At 46.3% G+C, this 18,979-nt stretch carries 24 protein-coding genes; 12 read left to right on the forward strand and 12 right to left on the reverse strand.

Features of this window, described 5'->3' with window-relative positions; translation table 11 throughout:
* The first annotated feature begins 5 nt into the window (after positions 1-5).
* Entirely contained in the window at positions 6-950 is a 945-nt protein-coding gene (ispH, locus tag R2083_RS00780) for a 4-hydroxy-3-methylbut-2-enyl diphosphate reductase (protein ID WP_107802038.1), read from the forward strand.
* Between the two features lie 5 nt (positions 951-955).
* Here the strand turns inward: ispH and thiO are convergent, their stop codons facing one another.
* Both thiO and R2083_RS00790 read right to left on the reverse strand, forming a co-directional pair.
* Positions 956-2,062, reverse strand: coding sequence for a glycine oxidase ThiO (gene thiO / locus R2083_RS00785; protein ID WP_411172369.1), 1,107 nt, complete (start codon positions 2,060-2,062; stop codon positions 956-958).
* Between the two features lie 78 nt (positions 2,063-2,140).
* Positions 2,141-2,794 (reverse strand): IS1595 family transposase, encoded by a 654-nt coding sequence (locus tag R2083_RS00790; RefSeq protein ID WP_317537191.1) that lies wholly within the window; start codon positions 2,792-2,794, stop codon positions 2,141-2,143.
* A 226-nt stretch (positions 2,795-3,020) separates the two neighbouring features.
* On the opposite strand from R2083_RS00790, the gene R2083_RS00795 reads away from it, so the two are divergent.
* The 6 genes from R2083_RS00795 to R2083_RS00820 are packed head-to-tail and all read left to right on the forward strand — an operon-like array spanning position 3,021 to position 9,310.
* Positions 3,021-3,425 (forward strand): type IV pilin protein, encoded by a 405-nt coding sequence (locus R2083_RS00795; protein ID WP_317529680.1) that lies wholly within the window; start codon positions 3,021-3,023, stop codon positions 3,423-3,425.
* Complete coding sequence (pilV, locus tag R2083_RS00800; protein WP_317529681.1) at positions 3,391-4,020, forward strand: type IV pilus modification protein PilV; 630 nt, start codon at positions 3,391-3,393, stop codon at positions 4,018-4,020. The genes R2083_RS00795 and pilV overlap by 35 nt, the downstream gene beginning before the upstream one ends.
* A complete protein-coding gene (locus tag R2083_RS00805) occupies positions 4,017-5,093 on the forward strand; it encodes a PilW family protein (RefSeq protein WP_317537192.1) in 1,077 nt (358 codons plus the stop codon). Before pilV ends, R2083_RS00805 begins: the two co-directional genes overlap by 4 nt.
* Before the next feature lie 11 nt (positions 5,094-5,104).
* Positions 5,105-5,596, forward strand: coding sequence for a hypothetical protein (locus tag R2083_RS00810; protein WP_317537193.1), 492 nt, complete (start codon positions 5,105-5,107; stop codon positions 5,594-5,596).
* Between the two features lie 24 nt (positions 5,597-5,620).
* Positions 5,621-8,725, forward strand: coding sequence for a PilC/PilY family type IV pilus protein (locus R2083_RS00815; RefSeq protein ID WP_317537194.1), 3,105 nt, complete (start codon positions 5,621-5,623; stop codon positions 8,723-8,725).
* A 27-nt stretch (positions 8,726-8,752) separates the two neighbouring features.
* On the forward strand, positions 8,753-9,310 hold the full coding sequence (locus R2083_RS00820; RefSeq protein ID WP_317529685.1) for a GspH/FimT family pseudopilin: 558 nt from the start codon (positions 8,753-8,755) through the stop codon (positions 9,308-9,310).
* A gap of 50 nt (positions 9,311-9,360) precedes the next feature.
* Here the strand turns inward: R2083_RS00820 and phoU are convergent, their stop codons facing one another.
* From phoU to yaaA, 4 genes are all read right to left on the reverse strand, one after another.
* A complete protein-coding gene (phoU, locus tag R2083_RS00825; protein WP_108698158.1) occupies positions 9,361-10,068 on the reverse strand; it encodes a phosphate signaling complex protein PhoU in 708 nt (235 codons plus the stop codon).
* 68 nt (positions 10,069-10,136) lie between these two features.
* Positions 10,137-10,796, reverse strand: a complete 660-nt coding sequence (gene rpiA / locus R2083_RS00830) for a ribose-5-phosphate isomerase RpiA (protein ID WP_317537195.1) — start codon at positions 10,794-10,796, stop codon at positions 10,137-10,139.
* A gap of 88 nt (positions 10,797-10,884) precedes the next feature.
* Positions 10,885-11,265, reverse strand: a complete 381-nt coding sequence (locus tag R2083_RS00835; RefSeq protein ID WP_317537196.1) for a nuclear transport factor 2 family protein — start codon at positions 11,263-11,265, stop codon at positions 10,885-10,887.
* A gap of 31 nt (positions 11,266-11,296) precedes the next feature.
* Positions 11,297-12,079: a peroxide stress protein YaaA gene (gene yaaA / locus R2083_RS00840; protein ID WP_317537197.1), complete on the reverse strand. Its 783-nt coding sequence runs from the start codon at positions 12,077-12,079 to the stop codon at positions 11,297-11,299.
* A 136-nt stretch (positions 12,080-12,215) separates the two neighbouring features.
* On the opposite strand from yaaA, the gene R2083_RS00845 reads away from it, so the two are divergent.
* From R2083_RS00845 to R2083_RS00860, 4 genes are all read left to right on the forward strand, one after another.
* Positions 12,216-13,703, forward strand: a complete 1,488-nt coding sequence (locus R2083_RS00845) for a DegQ family serine endoprotease (RefSeq protein ID WP_317537198.1) — start codon at positions 12,216-12,218, stop codon at positions 13,701-13,703.
* Between the two features lie 82 nt (positions 13,704-13,785).
* Positions 13,786-14,958 carry a M20 aminoacylase family protein gene (locus R2083_RS00850; protein ID WP_317537199.1) on the forward strand — a complete coding sequence of 391 codons (1,173 nt, stop codon included), beginning with the start codon at positions 13,786-13,788 and terminating at the stop codon, positions 14,956-14,958.
* 64 nt (positions 14,959-15,022) lie between these two features.
* On the forward strand, positions 15,023-15,271 hold the full coding sequence (locus R2083_RS00855; protein ID WP_317537200.1) for a type II toxin-antitoxin system Phd/YefM family antitoxin: 249 nt from the start codon (positions 15,023-15,025) through the stop codon (positions 15,269-15,271).
* Positions 15,261-15,557, forward strand: a complete 297-nt coding sequence (locus R2083_RS00860; RefSeq protein ID WP_317537201.1) for a type II toxin-antitoxin system RelE/ParE family toxin — start codon at positions 15,261-15,263, stop codon at positions 15,555-15,557. The genes R2083_RS00855 and R2083_RS00860 overlap by 11 nt, the downstream gene beginning before the upstream one ends.
* A gap of 121 nt (positions 15,558-15,678) precedes the next feature.
* Here R2083_RS00860 and R2083_RS00865 read toward each other — a convergent pair whose 3' ends face one another.
* The 6 genes from R2083_RS00865 to R2083_RS00890 all read right to left on the reverse strand — a co-directional run bounded on the left by R2083_RS00865 (position 15,679) and on the right by R2083_RS00890 (position 18,056).
* Entirely contained in the window at positions 15,679-16,014 is a 336-nt protein-coding gene (locus R2083_RS00865; protein WP_317537202.1) for a hypothetical protein, read from the reverse strand.
* 65 nt (positions 16,015-16,079) lie between these two features.
* A complete protein-coding gene (locus tag R2083_RS00870) occupies positions 16,080-16,274 on the reverse strand; it encodes a type II toxin-antitoxin system VapB family antitoxin (RefSeq protein WP_317537203.1) in 195 nt (64 codons plus the stop codon).
* 174 nt (positions 16,275-16,448) lie between these two features.
* Entirely contained in the window at positions 16,449-16,982 is a 534-nt protein-coding gene (locus R2083_RS00875) for a cupin domain-containing protein (RefSeq protein ID WP_317537204.1), read from the reverse strand.
* Positions 16,983-17,036: 54 nt separating this feature from the next.
* Positions 17,037-17,333 carry a type II toxin-antitoxin system RelE/ParE family toxin gene (locus tag R2083_RS00880; protein WP_317537205.1) on the reverse strand — a complete coding sequence of 99 codons (297 nt, stop codon included), beginning with the start codon at positions 17,331-17,333 and terminating at the stop codon, positions 17,037-17,039.
* On the reverse strand, positions 17,318-17,551 hold the full coding sequence (locus R2083_RS00885; RefSeq protein WP_317537206.1) for an addiction module protein: 234 nt from the start codon (positions 17,549-17,551) through the stop codon (positions 17,318-17,320). The genes R2083_RS00880 and R2083_RS00885 overlap by 16 nt, the downstream gene beginning before the upstream one ends.
* Before the next feature lie 283 nt (positions 17,552-17,834).
* Positions 17,835-18,056: a hypothetical protein gene (locus R2083_RS00890; protein ID WP_317537207.1), complete on the reverse strand. Its 222-nt coding sequence runs from the start codon at positions 18,054-18,056 to the stop codon at positions 17,835-17,837.
* 83 nt (positions 18,057-18,139) lie between these two features.
* Between R2083_RS00890 and R2083_RS00895 the strand changes: the two genes are divergently transcribed.
* A protein-coding gene (locus R2083_RS00895; protein WP_317537102.1) for an IS5 family transposase occupies positions 18,140-18,903 on the forward strand; the annotation gives its coding sequence in 2 pieces (ribosomal slippage) (positions 18,140-18,455 and positions 18,455-18,903; 765 coding nt in all).
* Positions 18,904-18,979 lie beyond the last annotated feature (76 nt).

Raw genomic sequence — 18,979 nt, forward strand, 5'->3', positions numbered from 1 at the left:
AATAGATGATCAAAGTACTACTTTCGAACCCGAGGGGTTTTTGTGCCGGTGTTGACCGTGCGATAGAAATTGTGGAACGCGCATTAACGATGCACGGAGCGCCGATTTATGTGCGCCATGAAGTCGTTCACAATCGTTTTGTGGTCGAAAACCTTGAGAAGAAAGGCGCCGTATTTGTTGAGAATCTGGATGAAGTGCCGCAAGACAGCATTCTGATTTTCAGTGCGCACGGTGTATCGCACGCGGTACGGCGTGAGGCGGCGGATCGGAAACTGAAGGTATTTGACGCAACTTGCCCGCTGGTTACCAAAGTGCATGTGGAAGTAGCCAAAATGCGCAAGGAAGGCAAGGAAATTATCATGATCGGCCACCAAGGGCACCCGGAAGTTGAAGGCACGATGGGGCAGATTGAAGGTGACGATAAAGGGATGTATCTGGTAGAAACCGAAGCGGATGTTGATACCTTAAAAGTTAAGGACGAAACGAATTTGGCGTATGTGACGCAGACGACACTGTCGGTCGACGATGCTGCACGCATTGTGGATGCTTTAAAGAAACGTTTCCCAATGATTACCGGTCCTAAAAAAGACGATATTTGCTATGCCACGCAGAACCGTCAGGATGCCGTTAAGAAAATGGTTAATCAATGCGATCTGGTCATCGTGGTCGGTTCTCCCAATAGTTCAAATTCTAACCGGCTATGTGAAGTCGCGCGGAATGCCAATGTAGAATCGTATATGGTTGATCGTGCCGAGCAATTACAAGAAGCGTGGTTTGTCGGGAAGAAAATTATCGGTATTACGGCCGGAGCTTCTGCGCCGGAAATTCTGGTGCAACAGGTGATTTCCCGGCTTAAGCAAATTGGAGCCGAACAAATCGGTGAAGATGTGACAATAGAAGAATTGAGTGGCGTGGTGGAATCGGTGGTGTTTCCATTGCCCAAAGCTTGATATTTTTAGTTAGCACCCCATCCCGCCTGGTAAGGAGCGGTATCGAACGGTTGTGCTGCTCCAGTCATTTCATTTACCAGAATTTCCGCACTGGCAGGCGCCATCGTGACACCATAGCGGAAGTGGCCGCTATTAATCAAAAGATTGTGAATGACCGGATGCCGTCCAATGATGGGAATATTCTTTAATGAAGCCGGACGCAATCCTGACCAGTGCTGCTTGATGGGCATTTTCTCAAGGACAGGCAGAATGATTTGAGCCTGTTCAAGCAGAGAATCGCGCGCGGCTATTGTCGTTTGCTTGTCAAATCCAGAATCTTCCAAGGTACTGCCAATGAGCAAATGACCATCGCGGCGTGGGATAAGATACAAGTCATTCTGCACTATAATGGCTGGTATAGGGGGCGTATCAAATTTAAATAGTAGCATTTGCCCTTTTATCGGTTTGATATCCAATTTGAGTGCATGAGTTGCCAAGATTTCTTTACTCCAAGCACCTGCGCACACAATGTAGTTACCGGCCGAAAATTCTCCACACAATGTAGAAACGGATTGTATGTGCTGGCCTGTTATTTTTAGATGATTGACCGCACAGTTTTCAACGATCTTTCCGCCCAAAAGTTCAACTCGGCTTCGCAATGCACGTAAAAGTCTTGGGTTACGGACTTGAGCAACATCCGGCAGGAATAAAGCACAATTCTGAGCTTTCTTCATCCGATCGGCAGTAACGGTATGGATTGAATGAATATCGCAAGCCGTGCGCTGCTCTAGTTTAACTCCTCGCATGGAACACCACCGTCGCGCAATTTCTTCATCATAGGGCGGCAAAATCAACATACCGGATATTTCGTACTCCGGGTCAATTCGAGAAGTTTCACGCAATACGGAAACCCATTCCGGAAATTGCAACGCACTATAGCTGGTAAGACTTGTAACCGCATCGGAATAGCTCCAAGGAAAAAGCGGCGACAAAATGCCGCCACCTGCCCAGGATGATTCTTGCCCGGCTTTGTTGCGCTCAAGAATCGTAACTTTGAAACCTTGAACTAAAAGGTGCTCTGCTGTTGCAAGCCCTATGATTCCCGCGCCGATGACGATGATGTCCTGTTTCATTATGGATTCTGCTTGTTTTATGTTGATAGAAACTGGGATCAGTTATGACGATTAATTTTGGGGCTGTAGTAGATCAGGTTAAATATGAGTCCAAGATTTCAAAATTTTTAACTGTTGTTTAGGAGTTCCATAATTGAATCTGAATTCACATTCCTTGAGAAACAATGGAAATGATCCTTTAGGAATACCATTGTATTTTCTTAAGACGCGTTTGGCCTGATTCCAAAAGTTTTCAATGCCGTTGATGTGATTCTTACCTTGTGCAAATAGTGTGGAATGGTTGATACGCTTATGGTAAAAATGATTCACGTCGAGCGCATTATAACTACGATAGCAGTCTGTATAAACTATGCTGTCAGGCGCTATCTTTCTAGTAATTAGCGGCATCAACGTTTCTGTCTTAGTATCTCCAACAACCCTCGTATAAACCTTGCCACCGCGCTTCAATATGCCAAAAACAGCAACCTTACCCGCAGCGCCGCGACCACGCTTGCCCTTACGAATACCACCAAAGTAGCTTTCATCTAATTCCACTACACCATGAAAAATTTCGTGAGATTCTTGCTCTAGATGATAAACAATCACTTCCCGTATTTTGCGATAAAACAGTGCTGCACTATTAGGTTGAATTCCCAATATATCGGCTGCTGATCGCGCTGTAACTTCCAACACAAAATATTCCAACAACCTTGATTGCGTTTTCTTTAATAATCTACAATGACTTATCTTCATTAAATTAGCTTATCAGTTAAGCTAATCTACTACAGCCCCTTAATTTTTCCTGTTCTATTGTCGGTGGATCTACGGTGAGTTCTGAATTTTCCAATAAATCATTGAGGATATCGAATTGTACTAGGTTAAGCTAAAGTTAATCGACGTCATTACCGTTAAACCTGAAGGCGTTCAGGTGCATGAGATAAGGTCGGGTAGAGAAGAAAATTACTTGGGAATTTTTTGGATGAAAAAGAAACAAGTTTTAACAAATCAGTATGGCTTCACATTGATTGAATTAATGATCACAGTTGCTATTGTCGGTATTTTGGCGACAGTTGCTTACCCAGCATACACGCAATATCTGATAAGAGCGAATCGTGCTGCAGCTCAGGCAGAAATGCTGGATATTGCAAATCGACAACAACAGTATTTGTTGACTAACCGGAGTTACGCAAGCAAAACAGCTTTGGAGGCAAGTGGTTATGCGCTGCCATCGAGTGTAAATAGTAAGTACAGCTATGCAATTGTAATCGGAACTGGGACCGTGCCTTCATATACTCTCACATTTACACCGAGTGGCTCACAAGCAAGTGATGGAAATCTGGTGATTACAAATGAGGGTGTCAAAACTCCCGCAGATAAATGGTAAACAAGAAATGCAAATCTTGTGCAATTCAACTTTAGTTTTTTCAATGCGTGGTGTTTCACTTATTGAAGCCCTTGTTACTGTGGTGATTCTAGCAGTAGGGTTGTTGGGATTGGCTGGTTTGCAAATTCGTTTGCAGTCTTCCGAGCTCGAATCATACCAACGGACACAGGCATTGATATTGTTAGAAGATATGACAAACAGAATATCAACTAACCGTGCAAATGCAGCAGCGTACGTTACGACAACAGCCAATCCACTCGGAGTGGGAGATAGTCAACCTACATCTTGCTCGGGTAATGGACAGAGTTATGATGCTTGTCAATGGAGCAATGCGTTAAAAGGCGCTGCTGAACAATCATCGATATCGACAAATGTGGGCGCGATGCTCGGAGCGCGTGGGTGTATAGAGGACCTTGGAACGGGCGATCAATTCATGATCACCGTAGTGTGGCAGGGGATGACTCCGATTTCCGCACCTTCTTCTAACTGTGGGATGGGACTTTATGATAGTGCGACGGGTACAAAATGTGTAAATGATTTGTGCCGACGTACTGTGAGCACAATTGTACGTATAGCTAATTTAGCATCGCCATGAGAGTAAACACTTTAAATTGCGAAATATTAAATAAGCCTGAGTTTGGGATAGTCGACAAGCAAAGTGGTTTTTCTCTGATTGAATTAATGATCTCAATTACATTGGGATTATTGATCATGACGGGTGTGCTGGCGCTATATTTAGACCTAGCTAGAGGTAATGCTGAATTAGCAAAAATGAACCGACAGGTTGAGAATGGTCGATTTACTCTGCAGTTATTACAACAAGAATTATGGCATGCAGGTTATTGGGATACCTATGTGCCGCCATTACCGTCTATTACACCTCCAACAGCAATTCCCAATCCGTGTTTGACCTTTCCAGATTGGGATGCAGCTTACATTAACAACATGTACTTAATTTCTGTGCAAGGTTACGTGGCTGGAGGAACCCTACCTTCTGAATGCTCCTCAATCATTACAAACCGGCAATCTGATTCTGATGTAGTAGTGATCCGATCTGCTGCAACTTGTGTTGCAGGTGGAGCAGGATGTGAAAACTATTCAGTGGGTAAATTATATTTGCAAACCCAATCGTGTGGGAATACGAGCCATATTAATTATGTTTCGAGTGCAGCCACTACACCATTATTGAGTACCTCTACTGATGTGGTTTATAAAAGAGACTGCATAACCTCAGCTGATAGAAGAAAATTAATGATATCAATTTTTTATGTGCGAAATTATTCGGTGACATCGAGTGATGGAATACCGACACTAATGCGCGCTGATTTTGATCTCAGTGGTGGTGTCGTCAAGCTGCAGGCAGCCCAACCAATTATCGAAGGTATACAAAGTATTAAGTTTGAATACGGACGCGATACCGATGGAAATGGTGGAGCAGATGTTTTTGATGATTGTTCTGCTTGCACGGCATTGGACTGGGCAAACGTAGTGGCTGTACAAGTGCATGTGCTGGCACGCAATCTGGAGAGTTCTTCAGGTTATGTGGAAGATAAGACCTATCGGCTTGGATCAGCAACGTTAGGTCCTTTTAATGATGGCTACATTCGTCATGTTTATACAAGCTATGTTCGCTTGGTGAATCCATCAGGTCGTAGAGAGAAACCTTGAGGAGTGAATTTATGTTTTCACGACAAACCGGCGCTACTTTGGTAGTTGGACTCATTATGCTGGTTGCCATTACATTACTGATGATATCTGCATTTTCGCTTAGTGGCGGGAATCTAAAAGCAGTTGGTAACATGCAATTCAGGAATGAAGCCATTGCAGCAGCCAATATGGCTATTGAACAAACTATCAATATCAATTTTGTGGCAATCGACCCGGCGAACTATCCAACTACCGTTGATATCGATATTGATCAGGATGATACAACTGATTATGTCGTAACCCTTAAGGCTCCCCTCTGTTTAAAAGCTACTTTGGCTCCAGCAAATGTAGCTGCGCTGAGTGGAGTTAACTCCACGATAACGAATTCATCCAATTATTTGACATTGTGGGAAATTGAAGCAGCTGCTCAGAATGGAGCGACAGGGGCATCGGTAGTTGCTAAACAGGGAATCGCTAAAGAAATGACGCAGAGCGAATATCTGCTGTCTTCGTGCTCAACATAAGAATTTCGGAAAGGGAGTGGGGCTATGTTAACAATACTTAGAAGAAATTTGCTAGTTGTCACATTTCTAGCGATTATCAGCACAGTATCCATTGCTGAAGATATTGATTTATTTACAGGCGTTACGCCATCCGGCTCGGCAGATGTTCCTAATGTTTTGATAGTATTGGACAATACTGCTAACTGGAATACAGCATTCACAAATGAAATCCATGCATTATCCACTGTCCTCAGTGGCTTAGCCGTTAACAAGTTTCGGGTCGGTTTAATGATGTTTAGTGAAACGGGATCAGGAAACAGTAATCCAGATGGCGGATATCTACGTGCTGCAGTTAGACTGATGAACTCAACGAATAAGCCAATATACCAGAGTCTCGTAAATAGCTTACACATATTAAATGATAAATCTAATAACGGTAAACTAGGCCTAACTTTGGCAGAGGCTTACTATTATTTTGCCGGTACAAATGCATATGCGGGACATAATAAGGCCAAACGGGACTATGCCGGTAATGTCTCTGGAACTTCGGCATCCAATGCAATTTATGCATTAAGTGGAAATGCATTATCGTCATCGAGTGATACAGGTTATGAAAGCCCGGTAAGCTCAGGTTGCCAGAAGAATTTTATTATTTATATCAGTAACGGCCCTGTACAGGATAATAGTTCTGACACTTCTACCTCTAATTCAAAATTATCTACGGCAGGGGGTAGTACATCACAAATTACAATTTCTCCGAGTGGCTCGCAATCCAATTCTGGCGATGAATGGGCGCGCTTTATGGCGAATTCAAGTAATCCGCAAATTATCACATACACAATTGACGTGGATCCAGGAACAACAGGACAAGGTCCCGGATTTACTGCATTGTTAAAAAGCATGGCAGGTCAGGGTAAAGGAAAATATTTTGCGGTAAATTCTTCAGTCGATAGTGGCGTGCAAATTTCAGATGCGTTAAATCATATATTTTCAGAAATACAAGCAAAAGATAGTGTCTTTGCTTCAGCTAGCTTGCCTGTCAGTGTTAACACACAAGGTACCTATTTAAACCAGATTTTCGTCGGTATGTTTCGCCCAGATGCAACGGCAAGCCCTCGCTGGGTGGGTAATCTCAAACAATATCAGTTTAAGCCAAGTTTGACGAATAATAAGATCGAATTAAAATTGGCAGATGCTGATGGTGTATTGGCAATTAATAATACTACCGGTTTTATTACGCAATGCGCCCGTAGCTTCTGGACACCGACTACAGCAAGTATTGATACGTATTGGTCTTTTGCACCACAAGGATCTTGCTTGGCGATCGCCAATTCGGAGCTATCCAATACTCCAGATGGTGAAGTTGTAGAGAAAGGTGCAGCTGCATATAGAGTGCGGTCAATCAATCCTTCATCACGCGTCGTTAAAACCTGTAATCCAGCGAGTTGTACTGGATTTAACAGTTTTGATGATGCTAATACTTCAATAACACAAGCACTTTTAGGCGCGACTAATAGCACTGAACGTACAAGTATTATTAATTGGGTGCGTGGTCAGGATGTTAAAGACGAAAATATTAACGGCAATACTACTGAAACTAGACCGTCTGCACATGGTGATATTGTACATTCCAGACCAGTTGCTGTTGATTATGGTGGAAGTACTGGGGTCGTAGTATTTTATGGGGCCAGTGACGGCATGTTGCATGCAATTAATGGAAGTCAATCAAGTAATATTGGCACTCTAACACCAGGTAGTGAATTGTGGACATTCGTTGCACCAGAGCACTATGGAAGGTTAAAGCGTATTTATGACAACAGTCCTGCCTTAACGCTGCCCAGTGTGGGTGATGCAACAGCCAAACCATACTTCTTTGATGGGCGAGTTACAGCCTATAAAGATAGTAGTACAGTTTGGGTTTATGCGACTCAACGGCGTGGCGGGCGTATGATTTATGCTTTTGATGTTAGCACTCCAACCAACCCTGGCTTGAAATGGCGCCAAGGTTGCCCTAATTTGACTGATGATACAGGTTGTACTTCGGCCGATTTTAGTGGCATTGGTCAAACTTGGTCGGCAGCCGTTAATTTGAAATCATCCGGTTATGTTTCTGGATCAACTTCTCTACCTATGCTTATTTTAGGTGGCGGTTATGATACCTGTGAGGATGGGGCAAGTGGAAGTGATCTAAACACTTGCACAGCACCCAAAGGGAATAAGATTTTTGTACTGGATGCAAATAGTGGCGCATTACTTAAGACATTCTCAACAGACCGCAGTGTGGTGGGTGACGTAACTGTTGTACCCAATACCGTTACCGGACTGGCTGAATATGCGTATGCAGCCGATACAGGCGGGAATGTTTATCGCATAACCATAGGTTCTGCATTACCTGCCAACTGGACAATTACGAAAATTGCATCACTGGGATGCAGTACTACCAATTGTCCCGGAGGAGTAGCCAATCGCAAATTCATGTTTGCCCCGGAAGTAGTTGTAACACCTAGTTACAATATTATTTTAATCGGTTCGGGTGATCGTGAGCATCCACTCCTGAGTCATACGACCACGATTGGTGTCGATAATGCATTTTTCATGATTAAAGATAAGCCAACCGATGCTGCTTGGTGGTCATCTGAAACGGCTAATTGTCTGTCACAAGCGTTGGCATGTATGACCTCATTACTTGCGATAGATCCAGATAGTACGGTACTACCGACAGAGACGCAATTGGATGCCAAAAAAGGGTGGTATATGCCTTTTGGCGCAGGTAGTCATGATAAAGAGCAAGTTGTTACATCAGCGATTGCAGTACTTGGTGTTGTTACCTTCAGTACACATACACCAACTCCAACAGACATAAGTAGCTGTGGTTCCAATTTAGGGATGGCTCGTGTATACAATCTCGGCTTCTTGGATGGAAGACCAGCTGTTGGAGCAACACGATATGTACCAATAACGGGGGGGGGATTGCCGCCGTCTCCAGTGGCTGGATTGGTGACTGTGGTACATCCGACCACTGGACAGAATATTACAGTGCCATTTGTGATCGGTTCGAGTCCTGATTCTCCACTGGAAGGAGCATCACCAAAAGCTATTGCAACCCCCTCTAGTTTTAAGACTCGAGCATATTGGTATTTACAACAGTAATGTCTAGCAATGACTAGGGTAAAAAGAATGCATACTCGAGAAAGACTTCAAGGTTACCGTGGTGTAACTTTGATTGAATTGCTAGTTGCAATGTCGGTATTGTCTATTTTATTAACTGTAGGCGTGCCATCTTTTAATCAATTTACTGCTAGCACTCGTTTGAATAGTTATGCCAATACGCTATTCTCGCACATGGCATTAGCCAGATCGGAAGCGATAAAGCGTAATTTGCGTGTTGCAATCTGCAAGAGCTCGGATGGGTTATCGTGTACGAGTTCGGGTAATTGGAATCAAGGGTGGGTTGTATTTGTTGATGTGGATAATAATGCGAGTATCAGTAGCGGCGAGCAAATCATTACTACGATGCCAGCTTTACCAACCGGCTATAGTTTTTCCGGGAATTCCAACGTCAGTAATTATATTTCCTATGATGGACAAGGAATTCCCAAACTCACTAGCGGCGGATTTCAATCCGGAACAATTACCTTGTGTCCAACACCACCTGCAGAAGGTGGTAATGGGCGTGATGTCATATTAAGCAGTAGCGGAAGATCGCGTATAGCAAAGATTACTACTTGCTCGTGATTTGAGTGTTTTGTTTGTAGACTCTAGATAAATCACTTGATCAAGGGGACCTATTCCCTGATTTCCTGTTCGATCTGGTCGGCTGTCACGTGACGGACATCTTTACCTTTGACCATATAAACAACGTATTCAGACATATTTTTTGCATGATCGCCAATGCGCTCGATGGCCTTGGCGATAAATACGATTTCCAGGCAAGTTGAAATTTTCCTGGGATCTTCCATCATAAAAGTAATCAGTTGACGCAAGATGGAGCGGAATTCTTCATCGACGAATTCATCCTGCCGCACAATTTGCGCAGCGGCATTCAAATCCAAGCGGGCGAAAGAATCAAGCGCCTTGTGCAGCATATCCATGGCGATACTGGCAACATGCTTAACTTCGTTAAAACGCGGAATGTGCATACGATCCGTTGAATAAATCAATTTTGCCATGCGGGCGATTTTTGCGGCCTCGTCGCCGATGCGCTCCAAATCCGTAATTGTCTTGATCACCATCATGATCATGCGTAAATCGCTTGCAGTCGGCTGTCTGCGCGCAATAATCTGATTGCAGATCTCATCAATTGAAACTTCCATCGCGTTGACACGGTGATCACGGGTAATCACCAGATCAATCAGCTCTTCATTGCCACTCGTCAGCGCATCGATCGCATTCTCGATTTGTTCTTCAACAAAGCCCCCCATTTGCAAAACGCGCGTGCGCACTTCTTCAAGGTCAGCGTCGAACTGCTTGGAAATATGTTCTTTAGTTGCCATGGTCTGCCTTTTGAGGATATCGAAGTATGTGATGCTTTATGGTCTTAATTATCCATGCTTTAAATTAATCAGACAGTAATAGTGCGTACACCTTTGTCTGTTCCCAATAATAACGTATCTGCCGGACGCCGGGCAAAAAGGCCGTTGGTTACAACACCGGTAATCTGATTGAGCGTTGCTTCCAATTCAACCGGATTCATAATTTGCAAACCATGCACATCCAGGATGACATTACCATTATCCGTGACGAAGCCCTGACGTAAGGCCGGATGTCCGCCCAGTTGCACAATCTCACGCGCCACGTAGCTGCGCGCCATTGGTATGACTTCAACGGGCAGCGGGAAGTTGCCAAGAATATTCACTAATTTGCTTTGATCGGTAATACAGATAAATTTCCGTGCAACCGCCGCGACAATTTTCTCCCGTGTTAACGCACCGCCGCCGCCTTTGATCATATGCAAATGTTCGGTGATCTCATCCGCGCCATCGACATACACGGGAAGATCGATGACATTATTCAGATCCAGTACTTCGATACCATGACCTTTAAGACGTTGTGCCGTTACGTCTGAGCTGGCAACAGCGCCTTCGATTTTATTTTTAATTTTGGCTAATTCATCAATGAAGTAATTAGCGGTGGAGCCTGTGCCTACCCCAACAATACAACCCATCGGAATATGCTGAATTGCAGCTGCTGCAACCGCTCGTTTTTGTTCGTCTTGTGTCATTTATGGCCCTATCCAGACAAAAATTGATATAGCCCGTCAGGATAGCGTTATCTGCGAATTTAGACAATGCTTCTAACGATCCGTGTTATCAATCAAGCTTGGGAAAATCGCCGGGTTTGTAGACAGCAATGTGCCTGATCAATCCCTCCGGCGTGAAGTATATGCGTTCCAATCCTTGCCGTTTTACCTGCTCACCGGAAGAAGCATCCATGCCGGTCATTGTAAACGCGAATTCCACGCCATTATTTTCAATGCCGCGATATCCGGTAACTTCCCAATGGGCATCAGGAAAGCGACCAAAGAAGTTGACCATCATGGCATGGATGGCCGAACTGCCTTTGTATTCACCGAAGTAAGCAGAATAATAAGTGGCATCGGCAGCAAATAGGCGCTCGATCTGCACCAGGTCGTGATTGTTGGATAAAGTGACATAGTTTCTTGCCAATTCGATGGATTGACCGGTGTTCATTGATTTCGCTCCCATAAATACCTGCTGCGGGTTATGCCGATTTCGATTCCGCGCGGATAAAGACCCATTCATCCTTGCCACTACCTTCCTGACTGAAACGATAGCCTGCCACATCGAAGCTTTTAATGGCTTCAGGGTTTGTGAGTTTGTTCTGGATAATGTAGCGGCTCATCATGCCGCGGGCTTTCTTGGCGAAGAAGCTGATAATTTTGTAAACACCGTTTTTCTGATCCTTGAAAACCGGAGTAATGATCCGCGCATTGAGTTTACCCGTCTGGACGGATTGGAAATATTCATTGGAAGCGAGATTGATGAGGATGTCATCTTTTTGTTTGGCCAAATCCTGATTGAGCGCTTGGGTGATTTTATCATCCCAGAATTCGTACAAATTATTGCCACGCGGATTTTTGAATTGAGTGCCCATTTCCAGCCGGTAAGGTTGCATCAGATCCAGCGGGCGCAACACGCCATACAATCCCGACAAAATACGCAAATGATCTTGCGCGAACGCCAGTTCGTTTCCGGTCATCGTGTCGGCATCCAAGCCGGTATAGACATCGCCTTTGAATGCGAGAATCGCTTGCTTGGCATTACGCAGCGTAAACGGGCGATTCCAGGCGAGGTAGCGATTGGAATTGAGCGTGGCCAATTTAGAGCTGATCGACATCATCGCACCGATTTGGCTGGGTTCCAGTTTTCTCAGTTCATCGATCAGCATCGCCGAATCGTCGAGAAAATCCGGTTGTGTATGCGTTTGCGTCGATGGCGGTGTTTCAAAATCCAGTGTTTTTGCCGGTGAAATGACAATAATCATGCGTTTTCATCCTGAAATAAAAAATACTATCAGATTCGCTCACTGAGTATAGGTTACTTGTAATTTGCGTCAGCAGCCCCAAACTATTGCTGACCTAATCTATCAAACATTTTTTTGTCGATCGGAGGAGCGAATCATGCTTGGATATCGTAATTTAATTGTGCTGTTGACGCTGGCGCTGTTGATGCCGGTTGATCTGTTGGCGCAGCAGGGCAATGGCGTGGAAAGTTTGCGTCAGACTAGCAAGGCATTTGCCGCAGTGGCGCGCAAAGTTTCTCCATCGGTGGTACTGATTCAGGTCGAACGGGAAACTGAAGCGGTACAGATGTCGCCTTTCGGTATCCCTTTTGGCAATGGCGGTGGCGATAACTTTCCGTTTGGTGATGATTTTTTCCGGCGCTTCTTTGGCGATCGCCTGCCGGATTCTCCCCGCTTTAATGCACCGGGAAAGAAACCACAACAGGGTAAGCAACGTTCCGTTGTCGGGCAAGGTTCCGGCTTTGTTTTTGCTGCCAACAATAAAAAAACCTATATTCTGACGAATAATCATGTGATCGAAGGGAACGACAAAATCAGTGTCAAGTTTCTCGATGGCCGTGAGTTTGAAGCAAAAATCAAAGGCACCGACCCAAAGTCCGATATCGCCGTGATCGAAATCGAAGCCAGCGATCTGCCCACAGTGCAAATCGGCGATTATGCCCAATTGGAAGTGGGTGAATGGGTGGTGGCGATCGGCAATCCGTTCGGGCTGAGCCATACCTTGACGGTCGGTGTGGTCAGCGCGAAAGGTAGAACATCGCTCGGTATTAACGATTACGAAGATTTCATTCAAACCGACGCCGCGATCAATCCCGGCAACTCCGGCGGACCGCTGGCCAATCTCGACGGTGAAGTAATTGGCATGAATACCGCCATTTTTAGCCGCAGCGGCGGTTACATGGGCATCGGTTTCGCCATTCCGATCAATCTGGCCGCGCGTATCGCCAATCAATTGATCGAGAAAGGTGAAGTGGAACGCGGCTATCTCGGCATTATGATCCAGCCGCTGACGGTCGATCTGGCCAAATCCTTCGATTTGAAGAACGACAAGGGCATTTTGATTGCGCAAGTGACAAAGAATTCGCCCGCCGACAAGGCAGGACTCAAAGCCGGCGATGTGATCGTGAACTATCAGGGGCGGCCGATGAGCGATACCGGTGACTTCCGCAACCAAGTCGCATTGGCGCAACCGGGCAGTAAAGTGGAATTCGATATCATTCGCGACGGCAAGCAACGCAACATTTCGGTCAAAGTCGACAAACTCAGCGATCACAAGCAGTTCGCGCAAGAATCATCGCAAGCCAGCGAGAAATTGGGCATCGTGGTACAAACGATTACCGCCGATCTGGCGAAACAACTGGGTATCAAGGCCGGAAAAGGTGTGATCGTGACCGAAGTGGCGCCGGGATCGGTCGCTACGATGGCGGGTATCGGCCGCGGCAGCGTAATTCTCGAGGTCAATCGTAAAGCCGTCAATACCGCTGCCGAGTTCGATCAAGCGATAAAAAACAGCGCTAATAATAAAGTGCTGTTATTGGTGCGCGATGATGAGGTGTCGCGCTATGTGGTGCTGAGCTGGCGTTGATCCGCGTAAGTTACCGCAAGTTCTTTGGCCGGTGCATGTATGCTACGGCCAAAGAATGACTACAAATTTCTCTTAATTAACTATGAACATTGCCCCGGAAATTCAAGCATTACAAGCAGACATGCAACGTTGGCGCAGGCACATCCACCAACACCCGGAAACCGCTTTTGAAGAAACCGCAACCGCCCGTTTGATTGCCGATCTTCTGCAACAAGCCGGAATCGAAGTGCATCAAGGGCTGGCGAAAACCGGTATCGTCGGCGTTTTGCGCCGTGGCAACAGCAGCAAAAGTATTGCACTGCGCGCCGATATGGATGCGCTGCGCATTCAGGAACAAAATCGCTTCGATCATGCTTCCTGCCACAGCGGCAAAATGCACGCCTGCGGCCATGATGGGCATTGCGCCATGCTGCTCGGCGCAGCGAGTTACCTAGCCAAGCATGGCCGCTTCGACGGCACGGTGTATTTCATTTTCCAACCGGCGGAAGAATGCCGTGCCGGAGCGCATCAAATGATCAGCGAAGGGCTGTTCGAGCAATTCCCGGCGCAGCGGTTCGGCATGCATAATTTCCCGGATGTGCCCGCTGGTCATTTCGCCGTCAAAACCGGTCCGATGATGGCCTCGTTCGATTGCTTTGAAATCACCTTGCAAGGCCAAGCCACTCACGCCGCCATGCCGCATCTCGGCAACGATGTGCTGGTTGCTGCCGCGCATTTGATCACGCAGTTGCAAACCATCGTCAGCCGCCAAATCGATCCCGCCGATGCCGCAGTGGTCAGCGTCACGCAAATACACGGCGGCAATACCTGGAACGCATTGCCGGATTCCGCCGTCATTCGCGGCACCTTCCGCAGCTTCAAGAATTCTGTCCGCGAACAACTCGAACAAGGCATCCGGCATCTTGCCGACAGTGTCGCGCAGGGTTTTGGAATTCACGCCAAAATCCTCTTCAACCCCGAAAACCCCGGTTATCCGGTGACCATCAACAGCCCGGAAGAAACCGCCAGCGCCATACGCGCCGCCATCGCTGTTGCCGGTGAGCAATGCGTCGACACTGCACCAACCGCCAGTATGGGTGCCGAAGACTTCGCCTTCATGCTGCAACAAAAACCCGGCTGCTACATCTGGATCGGCAACGGCAGCTCGGGAGGTGGCTGCTTACTGCATAATCCTCATTACGATTTTAACGATGAGATTTTGCCGCTGGGTGCGGCGTATTGGGTTAAGCTGGTGGAGAATGAGCTGCCGGGGTAGTCTTTCCGAGACCGGTTAAAAAACCTATAATCAGGTCTCTTGGAAAACTTTTAAAGGATTAATGATGACGCATCGAATACTTGCCGAGGTATCCGCCAGCATTTCCGAATTGAAAACGAATCCCATGAAGGTCGTGGCCAGCGGCAATGGTATGCCAATCGCGGTATTGAACCGCAATGAACTCGCTTTTTATTGCGTACCGGCCGCAGCCTACGAAGCCATGATGGAGTTACTAGATGACGCGGAACTGCTGAAGATTGTCAAGGAGCGCATGGACGAGCCTGCTGTTAGTGTTTTGCTCGATGACTTATAACCTGGAATTCAAACAATCCGCGTTCAAAGAATGGCAAAAATTGGATCATACCGTTCAAGCGCAATTCAAAAAGAAACTCAAGCAACGACTCGAAAATCCTCACGTTCCATCCGCCGCATTGTCCGGCGCTCAAAACACCTACAAGATAAAATTGCGTCAACTGGGTTACCGGCTTGTTTATTCGGTTGAAGATCAAATGATTACCGTCATGGTCATCGCGGTTGGAAGGCGCGACCGCAACGAAATTTACGATATCGCGCTATCGAGAATGCGCGGCAAATCGTGACGATTGGATAATCGATGCTGTGAACACCCGATGGGTGCAATACTCGCAAGGGTCTGCATCTTTTTCCGATTGATTGATGCGTCTCCTTGTAGTCGGCGGCATCCTGCCGGGCTAAAAAGAGTTATGGCGATGATAGATTTTGCGTTTGATAGAGTTTAATGTCAAGGATTGGGCTCAGCATCAGGAAGTGCTTGTCGAGTGAAAATACTTCGCAGGAATTTTTTATTGCATTTTGCGCAATGATGAGATCGGGAATGCCGATGCCGTTTGATCCCGATTTTAAGCACAACCATTGCGACTCGATAATACCGCTCCAGTCAATTTTCAACGGGATTCGTTTAATTTCGCTCAATAGTTGGATTACTTTTACTTGGTGCTTCAATTTCAAGAAAGGAATCGGTTCGGCCAGAATCAAATCATTGGTTACGATAATGTCTAGGTCGATTAGAACATCCAATTCGGCTGATTGATGACCGGATCAAAAATAATCGATCCAAACCGAGGTATCGACCAGCACCATCATTACCGGCGTGCTCGAATGCTATCAAGATCGATATCCAGCTCGATCTTCCCTTTGAATTGCTTCAGCTCGGCAATTTTTGCTTTCCGTACCAACTCTTCCAAAGCCAGTACAATTACCGCTGTTTTGGTTTCAGCTTGAGTGACGCGCATTGCTTCGCTCAGCAACTGTTCAGGTAAATCTAACGTAGTTCTCATGATGTTTTCTCCTTCAATGCATAAGAGTGTAGGGAATTATGCATATTGGATCAAGACTGATTATTCGATTTAACTGTCTGCGAAAAGTGAGAATCATCCGCTGATTGATGTGCCTCCTTGTAGTCGGCACATCCTACCGTGCTATCGTATTTGAATTGAGCGATGGTTACTGCACTATGGGTACGGCCTGCCATCCTTGTGGAAGAAATGCCATGAACCATCGGCAAACCGGGCGATGAGATCGTCATCTGGGTAGGTTACTTCATCGCCGGGCGTCCGGTCGCCGACTTCCAAGTACACCGCATCGGACGAGGTTTCGTTGACAAGGCGGTGTGCGTCGCCAGAACCCGCTTTGAAACCAGCGCACATGCCCGTATGCAGTTCCGTGCGGCCAGCGCCGGAATAAAGTGCCAGCGTGCCGGACACGACGTAGACGAACTCGTCTTGTTTGCTGTGCGCATGCCGCAGCGCCGACACCGCTCCCGGCGCAAGCACGGTAATATTCACGCCAAAGTTAGTGAGACCGAACAAATCCCCCAATGGCCGCTTCACGCGCCCGTTCATCATCGAACGAAACGGCTCCGGATAGGACGAGGGCGTGGCTCGTGGCGCGGCGTCAAGCGCGGTAATTGAATGAATTTTTGTGTTCATCGCAAGTAGATAAGTTGATGTGAAATTTGATGCCTGAAGTTTTTCAGGCTTTTGCAATGATCGTGCTTAGGTATTTATCCGATTGATGTGCCTCCTTGCGGTCGGCACATCCTACCGTGCTCTCGGCCAATGACTGGGATTGCGGGCATCGTGCAAAACGGCCAAAACATATATCAAGTCATGGCGCACAACATAAAACAAACCGTAAGGAAAGCGAGGAAGTAGTGCGCGATGCACTTTGGAGATGACTTCTGCATAAAGCAGGGGTGCTTGTTCCAGGCGCTTTAGTTGTAGCTCAATAGCAGCGATAAACTCTTCGCCTAACCCGGAGTGCTGCGTTTCATACCACGTGCGAGCTTCCCCAATTTCCCGCAATGCACGCGCGGAAAATTTCAGACGGAACGCCATGAACCATCATTCAGATGAGACTTGACTTGCTCCCATGAAAACCCGGCATCCGGATTTTCCTCAAATTCCGCCAAACGGGCTTCAAGTTCGGCTTTTAGCTCGGGTGATATTTCAACAGCTTCCGGTACGGCCGCGACGCTATCCCAAATGAGCTCAACAAGGCGGATACGTTCCTGCACCGGTAATTGAAGAATGTCGGCAATGGAAATATTTTTCATGGCAATGATTGTACGCTATAAAAATGTTAGTGCCGCAAGCAATTGTTTAGATGAAAATTGTCTCGTTGTTATCCGGCAGTCCGGTGGATATGGCCGCCAATGCCGCCATTATCACCACTGCCGTCACGAGTAGGGTGCAATAACCGCAGGGCATTGCACCATTTTGCTGATTGATTGATGCGCCTCCATGTAGTCTGCACATCCTATCGGGCTGCAATATCATAAAAACAAGTATTTGTTTGTGAGACAGATTTGAGATATTTGACATTAATTAGGATAATATTTAAGAATCATCCGTTTTAAATATCAATGTACCTAATGCTGCAACTATTAACATGATAACAAGATGAATAGCTAAGCGAGTTAAATCTATTTCAACCTCAAATATACCGGTTCCATTATTACCAAATAATGTACCCAGAACTTTCCTATCTAAAGAAGGAGGTGTGAATATTAAATGATATCCTGCTGCTCTAATGATTCTTATAGTTTCTACATTTTCCATACCCAAAGTGGGATAAACAATGTAATTCCATGGCGGATAGATTCCAATTAGGGCCTGTTAACGCTATTTGATATAATTTGGTGATGGAAATCACCGAAACTCAATATCAACAGATCGAGCACTGCCTGCCGCGTCAGCGTGGCAACGTCAGCCATTCCAATCTGCAAGTTCTCAATGCCATTCTTTACGTTGCCGAGCATGGCTGCAAGTGGCGAGGACTGCCCAAGCGATTCGGCAACTGGCATACCATCTATACCCGCATGAATCGCTGGGCAAAGAGTGGTGTACTGAGCCATGTATTTGGGCAACTTCAGCATCAGCAAATCATCCGTATCCGTATTGAAACTGTTTCGCTGGACAGCACCAGCATCAAAGTCCATCCCGACGGTACGGGTGCGTTAAAAAAAACGGCCCCCAATCCATCGGAAAATCTCGAGGTGGATGGACCACCAAAATTCATCTGGTTGCCGCAGATTCCAGAACAACCATAGGCTTTGCCCTCTCGCCCGGTCACGCCCACGATGCGCCAGAGGGCAGGCAGCTTTTGCTTTCCCTCGGTCCCGTCAATACGCCCACCTACCTGCTGATGGATCGTGCTTATGAGGGCGACCAAACCTGGCAACTGGCACTAGATTTGGGTTACATCCCGGTTGTTCCGCCCAAAGCAAATCGCTTGTCACCCTGGGAATACAACCGTGCCATGTACAAAAAACGCAACGAGATCGAACGATTGTTCAGAAGGCTCAAGGGATTTCGCCGCATCTTCTCCAGGTTCGATAAGCTCGATGTCGTCTTCATCTCCTTTATCCACTTCGCTCTCATCGTCGAAGCAATCAGATTGTGTTAACAGACCCTAGTGCATTCGGTAGCTTTATAGATATTTGACGCATTTTGGTTTTCATCAGCAGAAGGAAAAGAGATAC

Source organism: Nitrosomonas sp. Is35, from assembly GCF_033063295.1.
In the GTDB taxonomy this organism is placed as follows: Bacteria; Pseudomonadota; Gammaproteobacteria; order Burkholderiales; family Nitrosomonadaceae; genus Nitrosomonas.

Bases quoted from the DNA above. Each gene is read 5' to 3' on its own strand.
- R2083_RS00835 (WP_317537196.1), bottom strand. From the start codon at position 11,265: ATGAACACCGGTCAATCCATCGAATTGGCAAGAAACTATGTCACTTTA.
- R2083_RS00885 (WP_317537206.1), bottom strand. From the start codon at position 17,551: ATGAAAAATATTTCCATTGCCGACATTCTTCAATTACCGGTGCAGGAA.
- R2083_RS00790 (WP_317537191.1), bottom strand. From the start codon at position 2,794: ATGAAGATAAGTCATTGTAGATTATTAAAGAAAACGCAATCAAGGTTG.
- R2083_RS00805 (WP_317537192.1), top strand. From the start codon at position 4,017: ATGAGAGTAAACACTTTAAATTGCGAAATATTAAATAAGCCTGAGTTT.
- R2083_RS00890 (WP_317537207.1), bottom strand. From the start codon at position 18,056: ATGGAAAATGTAGAAACTATAAGAATCATTAGAGCAGCAGGATATCAT.
- R2083_RS00845 (WP_317537198.1), top strand. From the start codon at position 12,216: ATGCTTGGATATCGTAATTTAATTGTGCTGTTGACGCTGGCGCTGTTG.
- R2083_RS00815 (WP_317537194.1), top strand. From the start codon at position 5,621: ATGTTAACAATACTTAGAAGAAATTTGCTAGTTGTCACATTTCTAGCG.
- ispH (WP_107802038.1), top strand. From the start codon at position 6: ATGATCAAAGTACTACTTTCGAACCCGAGGGGTTTTTGTGCCGGTGTT.
- thiO (WP_411172369.1), bottom strand. From the start codon at position 2,062: ATGAAACAGGACATCATCGTCATCGGCGCGGGAATCATAGGGCTTGCA.
- R2083_RS00855 (WP_317537200.1), top strand. From the start codon at position 15,023: ATGACGCATCGAATACTTGCCGAGGTATCCGCCAGCATTTCCGAATTG.
- R2083_RS00860 (WP_317537201.1), top strand. From the start codon at position 15,261: ATGACTTATAACCTGGAATTCAAACAATCCGCGTTCAAAGAATGGCAA.
- yaaA (WP_317537197.1), bottom strand. From the start codon at position 12,079: ATGATTATTGTCATTTCACCGGCAAAAACACTGGATTTTGAAACACCG.
- rpiA (WP_317537195.1), bottom strand. From the start codon at position 10,796: ATGACACAAGACGAACAAAAACGAGCGGTTGCAGCAGCTGCAATTCAG.
- pilV (WP_317529681.1), top strand. From the start codon at position 3,391: ATGAGGGTGTCAAAACTCCCGCAGATAAATGGTAAACAAGAAATGCAA.
- R2083_RS00810 (WP_317537193.1), top strand. From the start codon at position 5,105: ATGTTTTCACGACAAACCGGCGCTACTTTGGTAGTTGGACTCATTATG.
- phoU (WP_108698158.1), bottom strand. From the start codon at position 10,068: ATGGCAACTAAAGAACATATTTCCAAGCAGTTCGACGCTGACCTTGAA.
- R2083_RS00870 (WP_317537203.1), bottom strand. From the start codon at position 16,274: ATGAGAACTACGTTAGATTTACCTGAACAGTTGCTGAGCGAAGCAATG.
- R2083_RS00795 (WP_317529680.1), top strand. From the start codon at position 3,021: ATGAAAAAGAAACAAGTTTTAACAAATCAGTATGGCTTCACATTGATT.
- R2083_RS00880 (WP_317537205.1), bottom strand. From the start codon at position 17,333: ATGGCGTTCCGTCTGAAATTTTCCGCGCGTGCATTGCGGGAAATTGGG.
- R2083_RS00850 (WP_317537199.1), top strand. From the start codon at position 13,786: ATGAACATTGCCCCGGAAATTCAAGCATTACAAGCAGACATGCAACGT.
- R2083_RS00820 (WP_317529685.1), top strand. From the start codon at position 8,753: ATGCATACTCGAGAAAGACTTCAAGGTTACCGTGGTGTAACTTTGATT.